Source organism: Candidatus Enterococcus myersii, from assembly GCF_017316025.1.
GTDB classification, from domain to species: domain Bacteria; phylum Bacillota; class Bacilli; order Lactobacillales; family Enterococcaceae; genus Enterococcus_C; species Enterococcus_C montenegrensis.
Window position 1 is genome coordinate 510,564 of record NZ_JAFLVT010000008.1, and the last position, 19,999, is coordinate 530,562.

Genomic DNA, 19,999 nt, shown 5'->3' on the forward strand with positions numbered 1-19,999 from the left:
TAGATTGTGAATCAAATTAAAGGGAGAGAAGATGATGGACTATTATAAAAAAACAGCAGATGAAATAGTGAAGGAGTTTTCTTCACAAAGTAAAGCAGGCCTTAGTCAAGATGAAGTAAAAAAGCGTTATGAAAAATATGGACCAAACCGTTTTGCTGAAGAAAAAAAAGATTCCATGCTAAAGAAAATTTTATTAAGTTTAACGGATTTTACTACATTAGTTTTAATGGTAGCGGCAATTATTTCGTTTTACACCGCCATTGCAACGGATCATGGTGACTTATTTGAAGGAATTTTGATTATTGCGATTATTGTCATTAATTCGGTTTTGACAATTGTGCAAGAAGGAAATGCTGAAAAAGCGCTCAGTGCGTTGCAGGATATGAACAAACAAACGGCAACTGTTATAAGAGACGGTCAGCAAAAAGATATCGATGCGGATGAATTAGTACCAGGTGATTTATTGGTTATTGAAAATGGTGCAATGATTGCGGCGGATGCTCGTTTAACGCAAGCTTCCCAATTGCGAATTGAGGAGTCTGCGTTGACCGGGGAAAGTGAGCCGGTGGAAAAAGATGCTGATTTTGTTAGTGAGGAACAATTGCCATTAGGAGATCAGCAAAACATGGTCTTCAAAGGCTGTACTGTCGTAAATGGACGCGGACAAGCGATTGTTACTGCTACCGGGATGCAAACGCAAATGGGTAAAATTGCGGGCTTGTTAAGTGACTCAGGCACTTCTTTGACACCTTTACAAAAAAGGTTAAATCAATTAGGCAAACGAATCAGTTTAATTGCTTTGGTTGCTGCAGCTTTAGTCTTTTTAATTGGGTATTTACAAAATGAGCCAATTTTAGAGATGTTTATGACGTCGGTTTCTTTAGCTGTTGCGGCAGTTCCTGAAACCCTAACTGTCATTGTCACATTAACATTAGCTTATGGCGTGCAGAAAATGGCCAAGAAAAATGCAATCATTAGACGATTACCGGCAGTCGAAACGCTCGGGACTGCAAGTGTGATCTGTTCGGATAAAACTGGTACCTTGACTCAAAATAAAATGCAGGTTCGCCGTGTTTGGTCTAGAGGTGATGAAGTAACAGATGTTGAAGATGGCATGACAGATGAAGCGATGGAAGTATTAAAAATTGCCAGCCTTTGTACCGATGTCATTGTAGAAAAAGGCGAAGATGATGAAGTAATCGTTAAGGGTAACCCGACAGAAGTTGCCATTGTAAGAGCGATTGAAGAAAATTATCATACAAAAAAAGAATTAGATGAAGAATATCCGCGGATTGCAGAATTGCCTTTTGATTCACAGCGCAAGATGATGACAACGGTGCATAAAATGGGGAATAAGAAATTTCTTTCCGTTACCAAAGGCGCCTTTGATGTTTTAATGCCCAAATTTCATTATGGGGACGTAGAGCGGGCACAAGTTGTAAATGATCGTTTTGGGAAAAAGGCGTTGCGCGTCATTGCAGTTGGGTATCGAATCTTTGAGGCAGAGCCAACTGAGATCACTTCGGAAAATTTGGAACAAGATTTACGCTTACTGGGATTAGTGGGGATGATCGATCCGCCGCGACCTGAAAGTAAAGGTGCGATTAAAAAAGCACGCAAGGCAGGAATTAAGACCGTTATGATTACAGGGGACCACGTGGTAACTGCTAGTGCAATCGCCAAAGAGCTAGGTATTTTGAATCACAAAAATCAAGCAATCTCCGGGGCGCAATTGCAAAAATTAACCGATGATGAATTAGATGGAAAAGTAAAAGATTTAACCGTCTATGCTCGTGTAACACCAGAAGATAAAATCAGAATTGTAAAATCATGGCAGCGAACGGGTGCTGTCGTGGCCATGACCGGAGATGGTGTCAATGATGCACCGGCACTAAATGCTAGTGACGTTGGATGTGCGATGGGAATTACCGGGACAGATGTTGCCAAAGGAGCAGCAGATATTGTTTTAACCGACGATAATTTTGCTACAATTGTTGATGCAGTTGCGCAGGGACGAACTGTTTATCAAAATATCCGTAAAGCGATCAACTTTTTATTAAGCTGTAATATCTCAGAAATTTTCATTGTCCTTATTGCCATGCTGATTGGCTGGGGAGCACCATTTAGTGCTGTGCAATTGCTATTTGTAAATGTTGTAGCAGACGGCTTGCCAGGCTTTGCCTTAGGAAGAGAGCCAGCTGAAGCGGGAATTATGAATGAGCCACCAATTCCAGCTCATGAAGGAATTTTTGCCCGTGGTCTTTGGCAGAAGATTGCGGTAAATGCAGGTATCTTTACTGTAGTAACACTATTTGGTTATTATCTTGGTTCTTTTGTGGATAGCGTTAGTCCATGGGTAGATGCAAGTGCTGAAGTAGGTCAGACGGTTGCCTTTTTAGTCTTAGCCTATTCTTCGATTATTCATGTTTTTAATGTTCGGAGCAGTCGTTCGATTTTCCAAGTGAAATTAGCAACGAATAAATCATTGTTTGAAATGGCAGTCTTAGCGATTTTGATTACAACTGCAATTGCTTTGTTGCCTTTTACACAAGACTTGTTTAATTTAGTGCATATTAGCTTAAATCACTGGTTTTTAGTGGCGATTTTATCAATCGTCCCGGTATTTGTAAATGAAATGATTAAGTTTCATTTTTCAACTGACGAAGAATAAAAAATTCCTGAAATTTTTAGAACGCTCTTTTTACGCTAAGATAAAAAAACCTCTGTTGCCTTCATCTAAAATGAAAGTAACAGAGGTTTTTTGTGTTTGATCTTTTTACACTAGCATGACTTATTAAAAAGTTTCGGCTTCGTTTGGTAAGTTGTTGTAAAAAGCTGCTTTAGTGGCATAAATATAAGGATTTAACCATAAGTAGCCAATACCGCAAGTCAATACGGCCAAGATGTGCCAACCGATAAAGCTTAGATCCAACCAGAATAACTGGCCTTTGTAGCCGTTCATTAAGCGACGGCTTGCAGTAATACATTCAAGATAACCTGGTTTTTGGCCAGTACCATCTAAAATATCGTAATAGATAAAGTTCGCTTGTGAATAAGAATAACTTTTAACAATCCCAGGAATTAAGAATAGTAAAGACCACAAACCAATAAAGATTGTTGAAAGTAAGTAAATACATACAACGCCAACTAGATAAGGGCTTTTGAATGCGCGGAAAATATCACTCATTGGATGGATGTCCACACGTTTGCCACGGTAAATATCTAAGAAAGTCCAAGACATTCCAGAGACAAAAATAGAGGTCAGAAGCCCGCTAATAATGCCGCCACCTTGTTGTCCAATTTGTGCTGTCCAAGAGACATCACCGTTACTGTTTTGAATCCCATTTGAAACGGTATCCAATGTATCAGGACTAAAAAGTGCGATACCACTAATAATAGCAATAAGAGGAATGATAATAATTGCTGCAATTGCAATACCAATAACCGTTGGGATTAAGTTCATTAAAACGGCATCTTTCCAGCGCCCTTGTAGCATTTGTTTTGCTTCTAACTTTAATTCACCAGATGATTTCATTTTTTTCAACTCCTTTTTCAAAGTAATATTAGTATAACAAAAACTTTAACTTTTGGAAAATTACAAGAATTTTTCTGTATTTTGCCTTTTTTTAAGGGAATAAAAGCACATTTATTAAGAGAAAATAACAGTAGAAATTATGACCTTGCAAATTTTTTCCCGAGCCTTTATGATGGTTGAAGCTACAAAGAACAAAGTAGAAAGTAGGGAGTAAAATGGCACAAGAACCAGCCATCAAATACCGTTTAATAAAAAAAGAAAAGCATACGGGAGCTCGGTTAGGTGAACTGATTACACCTCACGGGACTTTTCCAACCCCAATGTTTATGCCAGTAGGAACATTAGCAACTGTAAAAACTATGGCGCCAGAAGAATTAAAGGAAATGGGTGCCGGAGTAATTTTGAGTAACACTTACCATTTATGGCTACGACCAGGGGAAGATCTAGTTGCAGAAGCTGGTGGTTTGCACAAGTTTATGAATTGGGATCAACCTATTTTAACTGATTCAGGTGGCTTTCAAGTATTTTCATTAGCCGATATGCGTAATATCACCGAAGAAGGCGTTCATTTTAAAAATCACTTAAATGGTGCACCGCTTTTCTTATCACCAGAAAAAGCGATTGATATTCAAAATAAACTGGGTTCAGATATTATGATGAGTTTTGATGAATGTCCGCCGTTTGATGAAAGTTATGATTATGTCAAAAAATCCGTTGAACGGACTTCACGTTGGGCACAAAGAGGATTAGAAGCCCACGCCAATCCAGATCGCCAAGGTTTGTTTGGTATTATCCAAGGAGCTGGCTTTGAAGATTTACGTCGTCAAAGTGCCAAAGATTTAATTAGTATGGATTTTCCCGGCTATTCTATTGGTGGGTTATCAGTTGGTGAACCAAAAGCTGAAATGAATCGCGTCTTAGATTTCACAACACCGCTGATTCCAGATCATAAGCCCCGCTATTTAATGGGCGTTGGGGCAGCAGATTCACTAATTGATGGTGTGATTCGCGGAATTGACATGTTTGACTGTGTCTTACCAACAAGAATTGCCCGCAATGGTACTTGTATGACTTCACAAGGCCGGTTAGTTGTAAAAAATGCGAAATTTGCCCACGATTTTAGACCATTAGATGAAAAATGTGATTGCTATACTTGTCGTAATTACAGTCGTGCATATATTCGTCATTTGATTCATTGTGATGAAACTTTTGGGATCCGTTTAACCACATATCACAACTTATACTTCTTGTTGAATCTAATGAAACAAGTTCGCCAAGCAATCATGGATGATAACTTGTTAGAATTTCGTCAAGCTTTCTTTGAAGAATATGGCTATAATAAAGAAAACGCGAAAAGTTTTTAAAATTCATAGAAAAAACTAGTTTAAGTAAAGAATCTTTGTTAAAGTTATTCTTGTGAATCAAATTAAACGAGGTGAATAAAATGGGTGGCTTACCAACGATTATCATGTTCGTTGTTTTATTAGGGGCAATGTGGTTTATGTCACGTTCAACGAAAAAACAACAACAAGAACGTCAAAATACGTTGAATGCAATGAAACCAGGCGATGAAGTTGTAACAATCGGCGGCTTGCATGGTGTTTTGTCTGAAGTTGACGAAACGAATAAAACCGTAACAATCGATTGCGAAGGTGTGTTTCTTGTTTTTGATAAACAAGCAATCAAATCAATTACTCCTGGTAAATCTGTCGTAGTTGACGATACGGTGACAGAAGTTAAAACAGAAGACTTAATTTCTGATTCAACAGATTCAACTGACGAAAATAGCGATAAAGAATAATCCTGCTTTTGCGGGATTTTTCTTTTATCCTTTAGTGTTAGTCAGCTAATAGAAAAATACCCGATACATAAAAAAGATGGAGTTTGCACGACCTTTTTAATACAAGGAGAAAAAAATGCAAAGCTTAATTAATAAACTGCAAAAAAGACGGGATCAGCTAAGTGAATTGGAACGCCAAGTTTTTGATTATATTTTACGTAATCCGCAAAAAATTGGGCAGATGACCGCCGATGAAGTCGCTGGGGAGCTGTTCATTTCAACGGCGACAGTATCGCGTACGGCAAAACATCTGGGATTTCGCGGCTTTCAAGAATTAAAATACGCGATTGCGCAATATGACGATGTGGAAAAAGCAGAACAGCACGATTTACGAATTGATCACGACATAAAAACCATTATGACCTCAATTGAAAAACAATTGCATCAAACATTTCGTCTGTTGCAAAAAGAGCCGTTAGATGAAGTAGTGACAAAGTTGTTTCATGCTGAAAAAATTGAAATATTTGGTGTTGGAGGCAGTTTGCCAAATTGTATTGAAGCTGCACGCAAATTAACCTTCTTAGGTAAAAATGCCTCTGCCAGAATTGATTGGGATGAACTTCAAGCGGTTTCTAAATCTTTAACAAAAAAAGATGCCGCAATTATTGTCTCCAATAGCGGCGAGACAATTCATTTAATGGAATACGCCCGTAACCTGATGGCAAATAAAGTTCCAATCATTGCTATCGTGGGAACAAAGAATTCAACCTTGGCTAAACTAGCGGACTATCCCTTACAAGTTATGGTAGAAATGGTTTATTTTGATCAAGTTGATTTAAGCTCGCGGGTGTCTTTAACAGCTGTTACAGATATTTTAATGATGAAACTAGCAGAAAAAATGGGATAAAAATGGCAATAGCGATAATGAAAGAGCATACAAAATCTTGTATGCTCTTTCATTATCTTTCGCAAATATTGCATTTTTGTTTTAACTGGCTAAAATAAGACAAGTAATAAGAAAGCGGATACATAACATTTTTCTTGTTGCAGGTGATGTGTAATAAAATAAAAAAATATTATGCACTACCAAAAATTAAAAATTATCACTGAAACTTATCTAATGTATCCGAAATAATTTACAGCACTCATTTAATTAGCATAAGAACAGATGATAATAAAAATAACAAGTGTGGAGGACACAAGAATGAAGAAAAAAGCTGGGTTTTGGGAATTTTTTCAAGGATTAGGAAAAACGTTTATGCTTCCAGTAGCATTGCTGGCGTTTATGGGGATTTTACTAGGGATTGGGAGTTCATTTTCTAGTGAGTCAACAATCCAAGCCTTACCATTTTTAGGAAATGATATTTTACAAGTTATCTTCCGTTTTATGTCAGCGATTGGTGGTTTTGCATTTACTTATTTACCAGTTATGTTTGCCATGGCAATTCCTTTAGGTTTAGTTCGTAAAGAAAAAGGGGTAGCAGCCTTTTCTGGTTTTGTCGGCTACGTTGTAATGAATTTAGCCATCAATTTTTACTTAACTGAAACAAACAACTTAGCTGCTGCTGAAAGTTTACGAGAAGCAGGCCAAGGAATGGTCTTTGGTATTCAGACAATAGAAATGGGTGTACTAGGGGGTATTATTGCCGGAGTAATCGTCTATCATCTGCATAATCGTTTTTATCAAACACAGCTGCCAGATAGTTTTGCTTTCTTTTCAGGCGCTCGTTTTGTCCCAATTATCACATCACTTGTAATGGCGTTGGTAGGGACAGCGATTCCGATGATTTGGCCAGTATTTGCTTTACTTATTACTGGTATTGGCACTTTAATTCAAAAAGCTGGTCCATTTGGTCCATTTTTATTTGGTTCAGGCGAACGTTTATTACTCCCATTTGGCCTGCATCATATTCTAGTATCTATGATTCGTTTCACAGAAGCTGGGGGTCATGCAGTAATTGATGGTAAAGAAGTTTTTGGTGCATTAAATATTTTTTATGCATAATTGCAAAATAATTTACCAATCAGCTCTGCTGCTACTGCCTTTTTATCACAAGGTAAAATGCCTACATTTATGTTTGGTCTACCAGCAGCCGCACTGGCAATGTATCAAACTGCCAAACCAGAAAATCGTCATAAAATTAAAGGTCTATTAATTTCCGGCGTAATTGCAACTTTTGTCACAGGAATCACAGAACCGATTGAATTTCTATTTTTGTTTATTAGCCCATTACTATGGATTTTCCATGTTATTATGACTGGCGCTGGTTTTATGATTATGAGCTTATTAGGAGTTACGATTGGCAACACAGATGGTGGGGTATTAGACTTCTTAATCTTTGGTGTAATGCAAGGTAATTATACGAAATGGTGGATGGTATTAATCGTGGGTGCTTTTTGGTTTGCGATTTACTACTTCGTCTTTAAAACCGTTATCTTACGAAAAGACTTGAAAACACCAGGTCGTGAGGCAGTAGTAGATGAAACAGAATACACTGATACTGAGACAAACTACGCTAAAAAAGGTGGCTATGATGCGACGGGCATTTTAAATGCTTTAGGTGGCGCAGAAAATATTGAATCATTGGACAATTGTATTACACGTCTTCGTTTAGTTTTACAAGATGGCAAAAAAGTTCAAGATGATGAATTGAAAAAATTAGGGGCTTTAGGCGTCGTGCATTTGGATGATACCAATGTTCAAGTCATTATCGGTACTAAAGTTACAACAGTGCGCAATGCACTAGACAATTTGATTTAAGAAAAGAGGCAAAGACGATGGATTTTGACACAGTCGTCAATCGTAAAGGTACATTTTGTACCCAATGGGATTATGTTCAAGATCGTTTTGGCGTAGCGGACTTGCTACCCTTTACGATTTCAGATACCGATTTTGCTTTACCTGATGAAGTAATGACAGCTTTAAAAGACCGGTTGCAACATCCAGTTTTTGGTTATACCCGCTGGAATCACGAAACATTTAAACAAAGTATTTTACATTGGTATGAAAAAAGGTTCACGAGTTATCTTACGCCAGAAGATATCGTTTATAGTCCGACAGTCATGTATAGCATTTCAAAATTATTGCAAATCGTCTCTAAAAAAGGAGAAGGTGTTATCGTTCAAACACCGGCCTATGATGCGTTTTATAAAACAATTGCTGGCAATGAGCGTAAAATTATTCCCAATCCCTTATGTTATGAAGAAGGTCAGTATGAAATTGATTGGCAAGATTTAGAACTAAAATTAGCAAGTCAAGAGAATACGGTGCTGTTATTATGTTCTCCTCACAATCCTACTGGACGCGTGTGGCAAAAAGAAGAATTGGCTAAAATTGTCAGCTTGTGTTGGCAATACGATGTCTTTTTGATCAGTGATGAAATTCATATGGATATCCATCGTAAGGGGCAAAAGCACCACCCGATTATAGATTTCATGGATAAAAATGTTGCGCTAGTAACATCGGGGTCTAAAACTTTCAATTTTCCGGGGTTAATTTTTTCATACGCCATTTTACCAGATGAAAGAATACGCGAGCAGTTTCAACTGGCTTTGAAAAATCAAGATGGTCTGTCTTCAGCTAGCAATCTTGGCATGTTGGCTACTATGACTGCGTATTATGAATGTAGTTACTGGGTGGATGAATTAAATGAATACTTAGACGCCAATTTTGCATTTGTTAAAAAATATCTGGCAGCAAATTTGCCGCAAATAAAAATCGTTGATTCAACAGCAACGTATTTGATGTGGTTAGATATCACAAAACTTAATTTACCAATGGAAGTTGTCCAACGACGCTTAATAGAAATCGGGCAAGTTGCAATTATGGATGGCAGTGTTTACGGCGATGAGGGGAGTAATTTCTTGCGTCTAAATATCGGGTGTTCAAAAAGCAAGTTAGAACTGGGCTTAGAAAAAATGGTAAAAAGTTTCACTTAAAAATAAATTGTGGCATTTTGCACGAGCTTTTAAATGGTATTAAAAAGTCTAAATGAAAATAAAATACTTAAGTTATAATTAATCTATTTTCATTTTATCTAACGAAATAAAAAAATATTTTATGAGCAGTTACAATAGATGAAAATCTTGTAACTGCTTTCTTTGTTTTTAAATCAATGTTTGTCAAAACGTGATTGGAACAGTAAAAACAGCGTTATAACAAAAACTGTGAAAAAAATCACAAAAAGTATTTACAACGAAAAAAATATAGTGTATAGTTCTGTATGTGAAATGATTAACAAAGAAAATTTAACCAACTTTTAGGAGGAACACAATGGCTAAGACATTGGAAAAAGAAGTTAAAGTAATTGATACAGATGCAGTAATCGATGATTTGGCAGCAAAAGCAAATGCGGCTGCTAAACAAATGGAAAACTTTACACAAGAACAAGTAGATAAAATCGTTCATGAAATGGCAATGGCTGCTTTAGACAAACATATGCCTTTGGCAAAAATGGCAGTTGAAGAAACTGGTCGTGGGATTGTTGAAGATAAAGCAATCAAAAATATGTACGCATCAGAATATATCTGGAATTCAATTAAACACGATAAAACAGTCGGCATTATTGGCGAAGACAAGCAAAAAGGTTTAATCGAAGTTGCAGGACCAGTTGGCGTGGTTGCAGCAGTTGTACCAACAACTAACCCAACTTCAACAACAATTTTTAAAGCGATGATCTCATTGAAAACTGCAAATGCAGTTATCTTCTCTTTCCACCCATCTGCACAAGAATGTTCAAAAGAAGCAGCTCGTATCGTGCGTGACGCAGCAATTGCAGCAGGTGCTCCTGAAAACTGTATCCAATGGATTGAAAAAGAACATTCTTCAATCGAAGCAACACAAAAATTAATGAATCATCCAGGCGTTGCCATTGTATTAGCAACTGGTGGTCCTGGTATGGTTAAATCAGCTTATTCAACTGGTAAACCAGCTCTAGGTGTAGGTGCAGGTAACGTACCAGCTTACATCGAAAAAACAGCTAAAATCAAACGGGCAGTAAATGACGTTATCGTTTCAAAAACATTTGATAACGGTATGATCTGTGCTTCTGAACAAGGTGTGATTGTCGATAAAGAAATCTACGCTGCTGTTAAAGCTGAATTTGAAGCACATCAATGTTATGTTGTGAAAAAATCAGAATTGAAAAAATTAGAAGATGCTGTAATGAACGAAGGTAAATATGCTGTTAACCCAGCAATCGTTGGTCATCCAGCAGTTGAAATTGCAAAATTAGCCGGTATCAAAGTTCCTGAAGGGACAAAAATGCTAATCGCAGAACTTGACGGTGTGGGTGCGGATTATCCATTATCTCGCGAAAAATTATCACCAGTTTTAGCTATGATGAAAGCTGAAAGCACAGAACACGGTTTTGACTTAGCGCAAGGTATGTTGGAATTAGGCGGTCTTGGCCATACAGCAGTTATCCACTCTGAAAACGAAGACTTGCAATTACAATATGGCTTGAAAATGAAAGCTTGCCGGATCTTAGTAAACTCTCCATCTGCTGAAGGTGGTATCGGGAATATCTACAACGAAATGATTCCATCATTAACATTAGGTTGTGGCTCTTACGGTCGTAACTCTGTATCTAAGAACGTATCTGCGATCAACTTAATCAACGTTAAAACTATCGCGAAACGGAGAAATAACATGCAGTGGTTCAAATTACCTTCAAAAATTTACTTTGAAAAGAACTCTTTATTGTACTTGGAAAAAATGGAAAATGTTGAACGTGTCATGATCGTTTGTGACCCAGGTATGGTGCAATTTGGTTACGCAGATACAGTTCGTGAAGTTTTAGCTCGTCGTAAAAACGATGTGAAAATTGAAATCTTCTCAGATGTTGAACCTAACCCTTCAACAAACACTGTTTACAAAGGTCTTGAAGTATTCAACGCTTTCCAACCTGACACAGTAATTGCTCTTGGTGGTGGTTCTGCAATGGATGCGGCAAAAGGTATGTGGATGTTCTTTGAACACCCAGACACTTCATTCTTTGGCGCGAAACAAAAATTCTTAGATATCCGCAAACGGACTTACAAAATTGGCAAACCTGAAAAAACACAATTTGTATGTATCCCAACTACTTCAGGTACTGGTTCAGAAGTAACACCATTTGCAGTTATCACAGATAGCGAAACCCATGTAAAATACCCGTTAGCTGACTACGCATTGACTCCAGATGTTGCCATCGTGGATCCTCAGTTTGTAATGTCAGTACCAGCAGGTGTAACTGCCGATACAGGTATGGACGTATTAACTCACGCAATTGAATCATATGTTTCTGTTATGGCATCTGATTACACACGTGGTTTAAGTTTACAAGCAATTAAAATTGTCTTTGACTATTTAGAAAAATCAGTGAAAACACCGGATATGGAATCTCGTGAAAAAATGCATAACGCTTCAACAATGGCTGGTATGGCATTTGCGAATGCATTCTTGGGTATTTGTCACTCAATTGCACATAAAATTGGTGGCGAATACGGTATTCCTCACGGACGCACAAATGCGATTTTATTACCGCACATCATCCGTTACAATGCCAAAGACCCACAAAAACATGCGATGTTCCCTAAATATGACTACTTCCGTGCTGATACAGACTATGCGGATATTGCGAAATTCTTAGGCCTTAAAGGTGAAACAACTGAAGAATTAGTTGAAGCATTAGCAACAGCAGTTTACGAATTAGGTAAAAAAGTCGGCATCGACATGAGCTTGAAAGCACAAGGTGTAACGCAACAAACATTGGATACAACTGTTGATCGTATGGCAGAACTTGCTTATGAAGACCAATGTACAACAGCAAATCCAAAAGAACCTTTAATCTCTGAATTAAAAGGTATCATTATTGAAGCGTACAACGAAAAAGCTTAATTTTATAGCTGACGTTTAAGACGATATTTGATATTTTTGATTAACAAAAACCGCCCGGCTTCTTAGCAGCTGGGCGGTTTTTTACTAGAAAAGATTAAAATCTTTGCCTAGATAAATTCATTTACAGAAGATTTTTCATGTCTAACTTTTTGCGACATTAAGCCAAAATTCCAAGAAATTTGAAAAGCAATTTATTGCAATTTCGTCCTAATGCTTGGAAGCAAAACGAGTTCAAAAAGCTTTTCCAGTTGTCTAGCTTTCTGAATCCCCCCTTCGGCCAAAAGCCAAAATTAGCAAAAATGAAACAGCCATTTTAGCAAATTGTGGTCTTATGGCTCAGGGCAGAGCGATTCCTTCAGCTTTTCTCATACTCCTTGACTTTTTGGGCACATAATTTGATACTTGGCTATAAAGAAATAAGGGGAAAGGAAGTGAAAAAATGTTAGCAGAAGCAATTGCGCAATTAAAAACGTCTCAAGCATTATTGAAGAAATTTGTCGCAGGAATTGAAAATCCTACTGATGACGCAACATTAATCCAATTACGTAATGACTTAGTCGATTACGGCGAAAGTTTATCTGTCGTAACATATTTTTTTAAAGATCAAGCAGAAAACGAGCTTAAAAATTATGAATTGCGAAATATTTTGCAGCAGCAATATACCTTATTACAAGCTATTATTGGTGAGTTACAGTCAACAGAAGGGCAAGCAGAAGCAAAAGCAAAATTTGATTTGACACCAGGGGCAATCCGGCGATTGACAGAAAGTTTAAAAGGTATCACAGAACTCAACCGGACTTTGCAAAAAGAACCTAATCTGGTAGTTGATTTAGCTAAAGTGCCAGTTACAAAAGAAAGTGCGGCACCAGAAAAAAATGGTTTTTTTAAACGACTTTTTAAAAAATGATCAATAAAAAATAACGTCCTTTTCAAATTTTGAAAAAAGACGTTATTTTTTGTTTCATCTAAGTGATAACTGAAGTTTAAAAACGAAGCGGCATTTCATTTTGTCCTCTACTTGCATACTTTCTTACATCAATGCCGCGGGCTTGGCACCACTGCCAAACTTCATCAGTAAAAATAAGCGGAACAGTTTCTAAACTATGAGTATTTTTTTTACCTACCATCGTGTAAAGAAGCGCCAAATCTTCTTGCCAATTTTGAATCATCTCAATCGTAGCCTCAACGCCGTGGCTTAAAAGTTGATTTAAAATGGTGGCAGAAATACCTACTGTGTCAGCGCCTAAAATTAATGATTTGAAAATATCAAAAGCATTGCGAATGCCACCTGAGGCGATTACTTCAAAGGAGCGCGTTACTTGGGCAGCTTCAAGTAACGAAATAACAGTCGATTGGCCAAATTCACTTAAATACGCCATCTCACGTTTTGGTCGGCGTGCATTTTCAATTTGGGTAAAACTAGTACCGCCTTGACCAGAAACATCAATCGTTTGAACCCCAACACTGATTAATTGCAGCATCGCTTCTCTGGTCATGCCAAAGCCAACTTCTTTGACTATTACTGGTACTTGGAGTTTTGCGACAATTTCAGCGATGTTGTCTAACCAATCCGAAAAAGTTCGATCTCCTTCAGGCATGACCAATTCTTGCGGTGCATTTAGATGGATTTGTAAGGCGTTAGCACCAAATAGTTCCACGGCACGTTGCGCATTTTCCAAGGCGTTGTGCGCACCAATATTGGCAAGAAAAAAGCCAGCTGGATTAATCTGGCGCACTATTTTAAAACTATCACTGACACTTTCGTCTTTTAAAGCAGCTGTGACAGAGCCTGTTGCCATCATTAACTGACATTCTTTAGCAATAAGGGCCAAATCGTGATTAATCTGTAATGACTTTTTGGAACCACCAGTCATGGCGTTAATGAAAAAAGGAAAGTTTTCTTCGTGATTTAAAATCTCTGTTTTTAAACTGACATCTTTTACATCAATTTGTGGTAACGGGGTATGAATTAAACGGACTGCGTCAAAATCATTTGTTTTTTCTTTATGAAAAGCTTTTGCTAAGCTTACGTGTTCATCTTTACGATTCATGCTGCGTCCTTTCTTCAACCTTTTTTTGATAATGATAAACGTGTAGGGGCAGCGGTGTGATACCAGCTTTTTCCCAAACGCTCATCAAAGGCAATATACCACTTTTTTGATCGGTAATCACGATACCGCAATCACCGCCACCAGCGCCAGAGGATTTGGCAGCACCGCCGTAATTTTCAGCTAAATCACAGAGCATTTTTAATGAGGGTGTTTCAATCGTGACATTGGTGATTTGGGTTAATTCGTTTAAAAGCCGCCGGTTCTTCTTGATCATTTTTTTTATCAAGCTGATATTTTGGGTGTGAAAACCAGTAATCATTTGCTCTACACAGTCTTTACTGGCGGCTAAAAATTCTTCATAAGAAGTAGAGGTTTTCTTATCTGCTCTGGATTCATTTACTTGATCCACCAGATCAGAAGTAGACGCAGGAGATCCTGTCCAACCGATCAACAAACGCAGATGAGAAACTTCTGGCAGCGGTGTAATAGCAAGCTTAGGCCATTTTTTTGCTAATAAAGTCGTGATACTTTCGGTTTGGCGATGTTTTTGCAACCAATTTTGTTCAAAGGTAGAAAAAGCAATCCAGCCGCCGTAAGAGCTTGCGGCAATATCTCCGCAAGAGCCATTGCCTTGCACTTCTAGGTGAGATAAGGCTGCGAGTTTAAAAGTCATCATGGGAGTTAGCGAAAGTTCATAAAACGCACTTAATGCTTTTACTGTTGCGACTGTTACCGCTCCGCTGGAACCCAGACCGTATTTACGACCATTAGAGTTATCCAATTCACTTGTGACCTTTAAATCAAAGAAAGCCAATTGTTTGCCTTGTTCTTGGGCATATTTTTCGGTGATTTTAATTGCCGCCAAAATATAATGAAATGGATTTTCCCGAATATCTAAAACCAGTTCGCCACCGCGGCGCGTCCATTTTACTGGCAATTCACTGTATTGCGCCGATTGGATGCTACCACTTTTTGTGGCTTTTGTGATGGTAACTGTGATAAATTGATCGACGGCGATAATAATTGCAGGGTGACCTGCTTCAACCACGGCATATTCTCCTGCAATATAAAGTTTTCCTGGAGCCGAAGCTTCCACTAACATTTCTTTTTCCCCCTGTGATTTGTCTCCATTTATAAATACGTAATTCCTGGACCGCTAAAAGCGGTGACAAGCTGATCTGCTGCAAAATAATCACGTAATTTAGCTTTGATTTTTTCAGCATCTTTTTTCAGGCATAATACTTTAACATTTGGTCCAGCATCCATGGTGAAATAACAAGGGATTCCTGCTGCCCGCATTTTTCTGACCGCCTGCATTGCTTTTAAACTGTCAGGTGACCAATAAGTAAATGGTGGTACGGCTGCTAATGTCGTGCCGTGCATTTTTAAAGCATTGTTTTCAGCGATGCTACCTAACTTATTAAAATCTTGCGCGTGGATGGCAATTTTAGCACTGGCTAAATCTTGCGGTGTCGTTTGCAACCAACCTTCATAAAAGGCTGAAGTTTCGACTGTTCGTCGCATACCATCACGGCTGGAAACATCTTTTTCTTGATCGTTAATCAAAATAAAGAGCATTGCCAGTTCATTTTCCCAGCCATTGCTTGGCACCACTTCAGCAAAAGAAGTTTCATCACTGTTACCTTTTTGCCATTCCACAAAACCAGGGAAAATACTGCGACAAGCAGAACCTGAACCACGGCGCGCTAAGCGGGATAAATCCCGATCAGACAAATCTAATTGCAGCGCTTGGTTGCAAGCGGCAGCTAGGGCGGCTAAGCCGCTTGAAGATGAAGCTAAACCAGCGGCATAAGGAACATGATTATAACTTTTTACTTCAGCGAAAAGCGGACAAGTTGCCATTTTACGCACTAAGTCTAAAAAGCGGCTGACTTTTTCTGTGCTTTTTTCATCTTGTAAAATATCATCTAAATAAAAGGTATCTGCTGTTAAATCTTCTGAAAATATTACTGTCGTCTCGGTATAAAAAGCATCTAAAGTTAATGAGAGACTGTTGTTCATGGGAATAATTAATTCTTCATTGGCTTTGCCCCAGTATTTGATTAAGGCGATATTGGTGTGTGCCCGGGCACTTCCTTTAAGCATATTGATAAACTCCTAATTCTTGAATCCAAGTTGCTTTGGCACCTTGGTTAGTTAAAGCGGTCGTAATTTTTTTGGCGGTACTGTAATCTGAAGCTAGGGCGATCATGCAGCCACCCTTACCACCACCAGTTAGTTTAGCGCCTAGTGCGCCATTTTGATTGGCCACCATAATTAAATTATCCAATGTTTGATCGCTTACTTGTAGGGCGGCTAAATTTTTTTGGGCAGCATTCATTAGTTCTCCCAGATACGCGGCTTGATTATTTAAAATAGCCTTTTTAGCTTTTAAAGTTAAGTCTCCTAGCTCATTAATTAAATGACCAGTAGTCTTATTATCTTGTTCAAAACGTTGCGCTACTGCTTTAACAGTTTGGCGGGTTTTGCCTTTAACACCGGTATCTGCCACAATTAAAAAGCCACTGATGTTGATAGGAAAAGTCTCAAAAGCTGCGCCTTTTTGAAATAAAATCGGTTCATCACCGGCTGTGGCTGCAGCATCAATGCCACTTGGATTCCCATGGGAAATTTTCTCAGCATAATTTACATAGGTTAATAAAAGCTCATGGCTTAGGGGTAAATTTTGCCAATCAAAAAATGCCCGGGTAATGGCTACCGCAACAGCAGCGCTTGATCCCATTCCTCTTTCAGCGGGAATGGTACTAGAAATTGTAATTTGTACTGGTGGCGTAGAAAAGTCATGACGCAATTGGTGAATGAGTGTTTTAATATTTTCCAGACTTTTTGGTGCCTTCGCTAAGGGACCGACAAAATAACCCGAACGTAATACGTCGTAAATGTGGTCGGTTATTTCAGCTGTGACATGGGTCGGTTGGAAAGGAAAAGCGATGGCGGGTTTTCCATAGACAACAGAATGTTCCCCCATCAAAATAATTTTTCCATTGGCATTACCTTCACCACTGGATTTCATGCAAATGCCTCATTTCTTTTTATATTTAAATAAAATAAAATATGTACTGCTTGTCCATTCTACTAAAAATTAAGCGAATCGTTAAGGGTTTATGAAAAATTTCAACGCTTTTCAATTTTTTCTTAAGAGATTTTTTTAACTTCTTTTTTTAAATTCATTGCATTTATAAAGGTAAACTATAGAAAGCTATTTTTTTGTCAGTCAAATAATTTTTTTCACTTAGGTGGCTTGTTCTAATTTTTAAGCCATATTGGTAGCGGATTTTATCAAAATAGTACCTGTTTTTGTGAGTACTTTCTTATTTGACGCAACAAGATGTTGTGGGGTATAGTGTGTCAGGTAGAGAAAAAACACAATATTTAGTGATAGGTGAGTTGGAGGTCCATGAGTGTGATTGTATTAGCAGGTACCATTGGCGCAGGTAAATCAAGTTTAACAGAAATGATTGCCAATCATTTAAACAGCGAAGCATTTTATGAATCAGTTGATGATAATGAAGTATTGCCCTTATTTTATCAAGATCCCAATAAATATGCTTTTTTATTGCAAATTTACTTTTTGAATAAACGATTTGATAGTATAAAAAAAGCATTGCAACACGAAGACAATGTTTTGGATCGTTCGATCTATGAAGATTCTTTATTATTTCATTTAAATGCTGATTTGGGTCGGGCAACTGCCACAGAAGTACAAGTGTACGATGAATTGTTGGCCAATATGATGCAAGAATTGCCATTTGCCGCTCAAAAAAAGCATCCTGATTTATTGGTTCACATCAAAGTGTCCTTTGAAACGATGTTAGCGCGAATTAAAAAACGTGGCCGCGAGTTTGAACAATTGGAATATGATCCAAGTCTTTACGATTATTATCAAGAATTAAATCGTCGTTATGATGCGTGGTTTGAAAACTATCACGAGAGTCCCAAATTACAAATTGATGGCGATCTGTTGAATTTCGTGGAAGATGAAGTAGCGGCAAAAGAAGTTATCCAACTGATTGATGACAAGTTGGCAGAAATTCGCCAATTAGAATTTATCGGCTAAAAAGTAAAACGCTGGAATCCAGGCTTATGAATAGGGATTCTAGCGTTTTTTGTTATAATTGAAGATAGAAAATCAAATGAGGTGAAATATGGAACATAAAAGAGAATTTAATCAAGGCGCCTCTTATTGGGTCCAAGTCGATAATCACAGTGTCACCACTTTAAGTGAATTACAAGAAAAGTACCAGTTAAGTGATGAGATGCTGACATATTCTTTAGATAAAAACGAACGCGCGCGGGTAGAATATGATCCCGAAGAACATGCTTTTTTACTGGTTTATAACGTGCCTCATCGCCATAAAACAGATAATCATTATGAAACAAGTCCGATGACTTTTATTATTAAAGAACATCATCTTTTTTCTTTTACGACAGAGCATACCAGCTATGTAGCAGATATGATGGAGAACTTACTCCACAAAAATAGTAAACAAAGTGAATACAGCTTATTGTTCCACACGCTATTTTTAATCTCAGATTCTTTTTTCCCTTTGATTGAAGAAGTGAACAGTGAGCGGATGCGTTTAAATCAAAAACTGCGGGAAAAGACGACAAATAAAAATTTACTGGAACTTTCTGACCTTGAAATTGGTTTGGTCTATTTAGTAACAGCGACCAAACAAAATGCGGTCTTATTGCAACAAATCCGCGCTTTGAATATTTTCCATCGCCTGCAAGATAATGAAAAAGAACAATTGGAAGATGCTCTAATTGAAGCCAAGCAAGCAGTGGAGATGACGAATTTAGCTGCTCAAGTTATCGACCAACTTTCAGGTGCCTATAACAATCTTTTAAATAATAATTTGAATGATACGATGAAATTTTTAACTATTTGGTCGTTGTTGCTTACGGTACCGACGATTGTTACGGGCTTTTTTGGCATGAATGTTCCGCTGCCATTCTCCCATTCTGTTTTTGGTTGGGGGATTGCAATGTTGATCAGCATTGGCTTATCTGTTTGGATGCTTTTGGCTATGTGGCGCCGGATTAAATAAGCTAATCTTTAATAACAAGCCCCAGACTAGCTGCAATAACTAAGGCTTGTTGGGAATTGACAATGAGCCCGCGCAAGTTTTCTTGCTCTAAAATGATGCGATAAAATTTGTTATTGCTAAAATCAAGCTTGTTTAAAGGTGTATGGCCCCAATTACTACCTGTTAAATCATTGTTAATGAAGTTTATATGTTGCCATTTCAGATTGTAAAATTCACTATCAGTCAGGCGACAATTGGCGAAAGTCACAACTTTCAAATTTCCTTGACTAAAAGAGACAAAGTCACAAAGACAGTCGTGAAATTGACAATCGCGTAAATAACTTTCTGCAAAATTGGCTCCCGTGAGCTTACATTGTTCAAAAATTACTTGATGAAAGCTGGCTTTAAGCCATTCAATATTGGAAAAATCACAATTACGAAAAATCACGTTGCTAGCCTCGAAATTGTCCAGGCGGGTTTTATGCAAGGTGATTTTTTCTAATTCACTTTGACGAATGATGATGTTTTTACCAGTTAAATAGCTGTGATCGCTATTAGTAAAACGATTTGCTTCAAAGTAGGCTTCATCTTCAATAAAAAAATCATTTTTAATTAAAACTGGTAATTGAGGTGGGGCAGGCTGCTTCATTGGCGCGTCTCCTTTGTGGTTTGTTAGTTGCATTTTAGCTAAAAAAAATACTA

At 37.8% G+C, this 19,999-nt stretch carries 15 protein-coding genes and 1 pseudogene; 10 read left to right on the forward strand and 6 right to left on the reverse strand.

The genetic code is table 11. The features are described from left to right. Window positions 1-34: 34 nt before the first annotated feature. Window positions 35-2,671: a cation-translocating P-type ATPase gene (locus JZO76_RS08005; RefSeq protein WP_206903581.1), complete on the forward strand. Its 2,637-nt coding sequence runs from the start codon at window positions 35-37 to the stop codon at window positions 2,669-2,671. A 123-nt stretch (window positions 2,672-2,794) separates the two neighbouring features. On the opposite strand, the gene JZO76_RS08010 is transcribed toward JZO76_RS08005, so the two are convergent. Further along, window positions 2,795-3,535 carry a DUF975 family protein gene (locus JZO76_RS08010; RefSeq protein ID WP_206903582.1) on the reverse strand — a complete coding sequence of 247 codons (741 nt, stop codon included), beginning with the start codon at window positions 3,533-3,535 and terminating at the stop codon, window positions 2,795-2,797. 215 nt (window positions 3,536-3,750) lie between these two features. Between JZO76_RS08010 and tgt the strand changes: the two genes are divergently transcribed. The 7 genes and pseudogenes from tgt to JZO76_RS08045 all read left to right on the forward strand — a co-directional run bounded on the left by tgt (window position 3,751) and on the right by JZO76_RS08045 (window position 13,102). Then, entirely contained in the window at window positions 3,751-4,899 is a 1,149-nt protein-coding gene (tgt, locus tag JZO76_RS08015; RefSeq protein ID WP_206903583.1) for a tRNA guanosine(34) transglycosylase Tgt, read from the forward strand. 80 nt (window positions 4,900-4,979) lie between these two features. Further along, window positions 4,980-5,336, forward strand: coding sequence for a preprotein translocase subunit YajC (gene yajC, locus JZO76_RS08020; protein ID WP_206903658.1), 357 nt, complete (start codon window positions 4,980-4,982; stop codon window positions 5,334-5,336). Between the two features lie 115 nt (window positions 5,337-5,451). Beyond that, the gene (locus JZO76_RS08025) at window positions 5,452-6,222 is read left to right on the forward strand and encodes a MurR/RpiR family transcriptional regulator (protein WP_206903584.1); all 771 of its coding nucleotides are present in this window, start codon (window positions 5,452-5,454) and stop codon (window positions 6,220-6,222) included. 297 nt (window positions 6,223-6,519) lie between these two features. Continuing rightward, window positions 6,520-8,076 (forward strand): annotated as a pseudogene (gene malX / locus JZO76_RS08030) (maltose/glucose-specific PTS transporter subunit IIBC). A 17-nt stretch (window positions 8,077-8,093) separates the two neighbouring features. Further along, on the forward strand, window positions 8,094-9,254 hold the full coding sequence (locus JZO76_RS08035; RefSeq protein ID WP_206903585.1) for a MalY/PatB family protein: 1,161 nt from the start codon (window positions 8,094-8,096) through the stop codon (window positions 9,252-9,254). A gap of 334 nt (window positions 9,255-9,588) precedes the next feature. Continuing rightward, complete coding sequence (adhE, locus tag JZO76_RS08040) at window positions 9,589-12,195, forward strand: bifunctional acetaldehyde-CoA/alcohol dehydrogenase (protein ID WP_206903586.1); 2,607 nt, start codon at window positions 9,589-9,591, stop codon at window positions 12,193-12,195. A 439-nt stretch (window positions 12,196-12,634) separates the two neighbouring features. Then, window positions 12,635-13,102 (forward strand): hypothetical protein, encoded by a 468-nt coding sequence (locus tag JZO76_RS08045; protein WP_206903587.1) that lies wholly within the window; start codon window positions 12,635-12,637, stop codon window positions 13,100-13,102. Window positions 13,103-13,178: 76 nt separating this feature from the next. Here JZO76_RS08045 and fni read toward each other — a convergent pair whose 3' ends face one another. From fni to mvk, 4 genes are read right to left on the reverse strand one after another with little or no spacing between them, the layout of a single operon-like run. Continuing rightward, entirely contained in the window at window positions 13,179-14,246 is a 1,068-nt protein-coding gene (gene fni, locus JZO76_RS08050) for a type 2 isopentenyl-diphosphate Delta-isomerase (protein ID WP_206903588.1), read from the reverse strand. After that, window positions 14,236-15,348, reverse strand: coding sequence for a phosphomevalonate kinase (locus JZO76_RS08055; protein WP_206903589.1), 1,113 nt, complete (start codon window positions 15,346-15,348; stop codon window positions 14,236-14,238). The genes fni and JZO76_RS08055 overlap by 11 nt, the downstream gene beginning before the upstream one ends. 29 nt (window positions 15,349-15,377) lie before the next feature. Beyond that, entirely contained in the window at window positions 15,378-16,352 is a 975-nt protein-coding gene (gene mvaD / locus JZO76_RS08060) for a diphosphomevalonate decarboxylase (RefSeq protein WP_206903590.1), read from the reverse strand. After that, window positions 16,345-17,280, reverse strand: coding sequence for a mevalonate kinase (gene mvk / locus JZO76_RS08065; protein ID WP_206903591.1), 936 nt, complete (start codon window positions 17,278-17,280; stop codon window positions 16,345-16,347). The genes mvaD and mvk overlap by 8 nt, the downstream gene beginning before the upstream one ends. Window positions 17,281-17,664: 384 nt before the next feature. On the opposite strand from mvk, the gene JZO76_RS08070 reads away from it, so the two are divergent. Both JZO76_RS08070 and JZO76_RS08075 read left to right on the forward strand, forming a co-directional pair. Further along, window positions 17,665-18,324, forward strand: coding sequence for a deoxynucleoside kinase (locus tag JZO76_RS08070; RefSeq protein WP_206903592.1), 660 nt, complete (start codon window positions 17,665-17,667; stop codon window positions 18,322-18,324). Between the two features lie 88 nt (window positions 18,325-18,412). Further along, window positions 18,413-19,318: a magnesium transporter CorA family protein gene (locus tag JZO76_RS08075; RefSeq protein WP_016173743.1), complete on the forward strand. Its 906-nt coding sequence runs from the start codon at window positions 18,413-18,415 to the stop codon at window positions 19,316-19,318. A gap of 1 nt (window position 19,319) precedes the next feature. Here JZO76_RS08075 and JZO76_RS08080 read toward each other — a convergent pair whose 3' ends face one another. Beyond that, window positions 19,320-19,946, reverse strand: a complete 627-nt coding sequence (locus JZO76_RS08080) for a pentapeptide repeat-containing protein (RefSeq protein ID WP_206903593.1) — start codon at window positions 19,944-19,946, stop codon at window positions 19,320-19,322. Window positions 19,947-19,999: the final 53 nt, after the last annotated feature.

Bases quoted from the DNA above. Each gene is read 5' to 3' on its own strand.
- mvaD (WP_206903590.1), bottom strand. From the start codon at position 16,352: ATGCTTAAAGGAAGTGCCCGGGCACACACCAATATCGCCTTAATCAAA.
- JZO76_RS08035 (WP_206903585.1), top strand. From the start codon at position 8,094: ATGGATTTTGACACAGTCGTCAATCGTAAAGGTACATTTTGTACCCAA.
- tgt (WP_206903583.1), top strand. From the start codon at position 3,751: ATGGCACAAGAACCAGCCATCAAATACCGTTTAATAAAAAAAGAAAAG.
- adhE (WP_206903586.1), top strand. From the start codon at position 9,589: ATGGCTAAGACATTGGAAAAAGAAGTTAAAGTAATTGATACAGATGCA.
- fni (WP_206903588.1), bottom strand. From the start codon at position 14,246: ATGAATCGTAAAGATGAACACGTAAGCTTAGCAAAAGCTTTTCATAAA.
- JZO76_RS08005 (WP_206903581.1), top strand. From the start codon at position 35: ATGGACTATTATAAAAAAACAGCAGATGAAATAGTGAAGGAGTTTTCT.
- JZO76_RS08055 (WP_206903589.1), bottom strand. From the start codon at position 15,348: ATGTTAGTGGAAGCTTCGGCTCCAGGAAAACTTTATATTGCAGGAGAA.
- JZO76_RS08045 (WP_206903587.1), top strand. From the start codon at position 12,635: ATGTTAGCAGAAGCAATTGCGCAATTAAAAACGTCTCAAGCATTATTG.
- JZO76_RS08075 (WP_016173743.1), top strand. From the start codon at position 18,413: ATGGAACATAAAAGAGAATTTAATCAAGGCGCCTCTTATTGGGTCCAA.
- JZO76_RS08070 (WP_206903592.1), top strand. From the start codon at position 17,665: ATGAGTGTGATTGTATTAGCAGGTACCATTGGCGCAGGTAAATCAAGT.
- JZO76_RS08010 (WP_206903582.1), bottom strand. From the start codon at position 3,535: ATGAAATCATCTGGTGAATTAAAGTTAGAAGCAAAACAAATGCTACAA.
- JZO76_RS08025 (WP_206903584.1), top strand. From the start codon at position 5,452: ATGCAAAGCTTAATTAATAAACTGCAAAAAAGACGGGATCAGCTAAGT.
- yajC (WP_206903658.1), top strand. From the start codon at position 4,980: ATGGGTGGCTTACCAACGATTATCATGTTCGTTGTTTTATTAGGGGCA.
- JZO76_RS08080 (WP_206903593.1), bottom strand. From the start codon at position 19,946: ATGAAGCAGCCTGCCCCACCTCAATTACCAGTTTTAATTAAAAATGAT.
- mvk (WP_206903591.1), bottom strand. From the start codon at position 17,280: ATGAAATCCAGTGGTGAAGGTAATGCCAATGGAAAAATTATTTTGATG.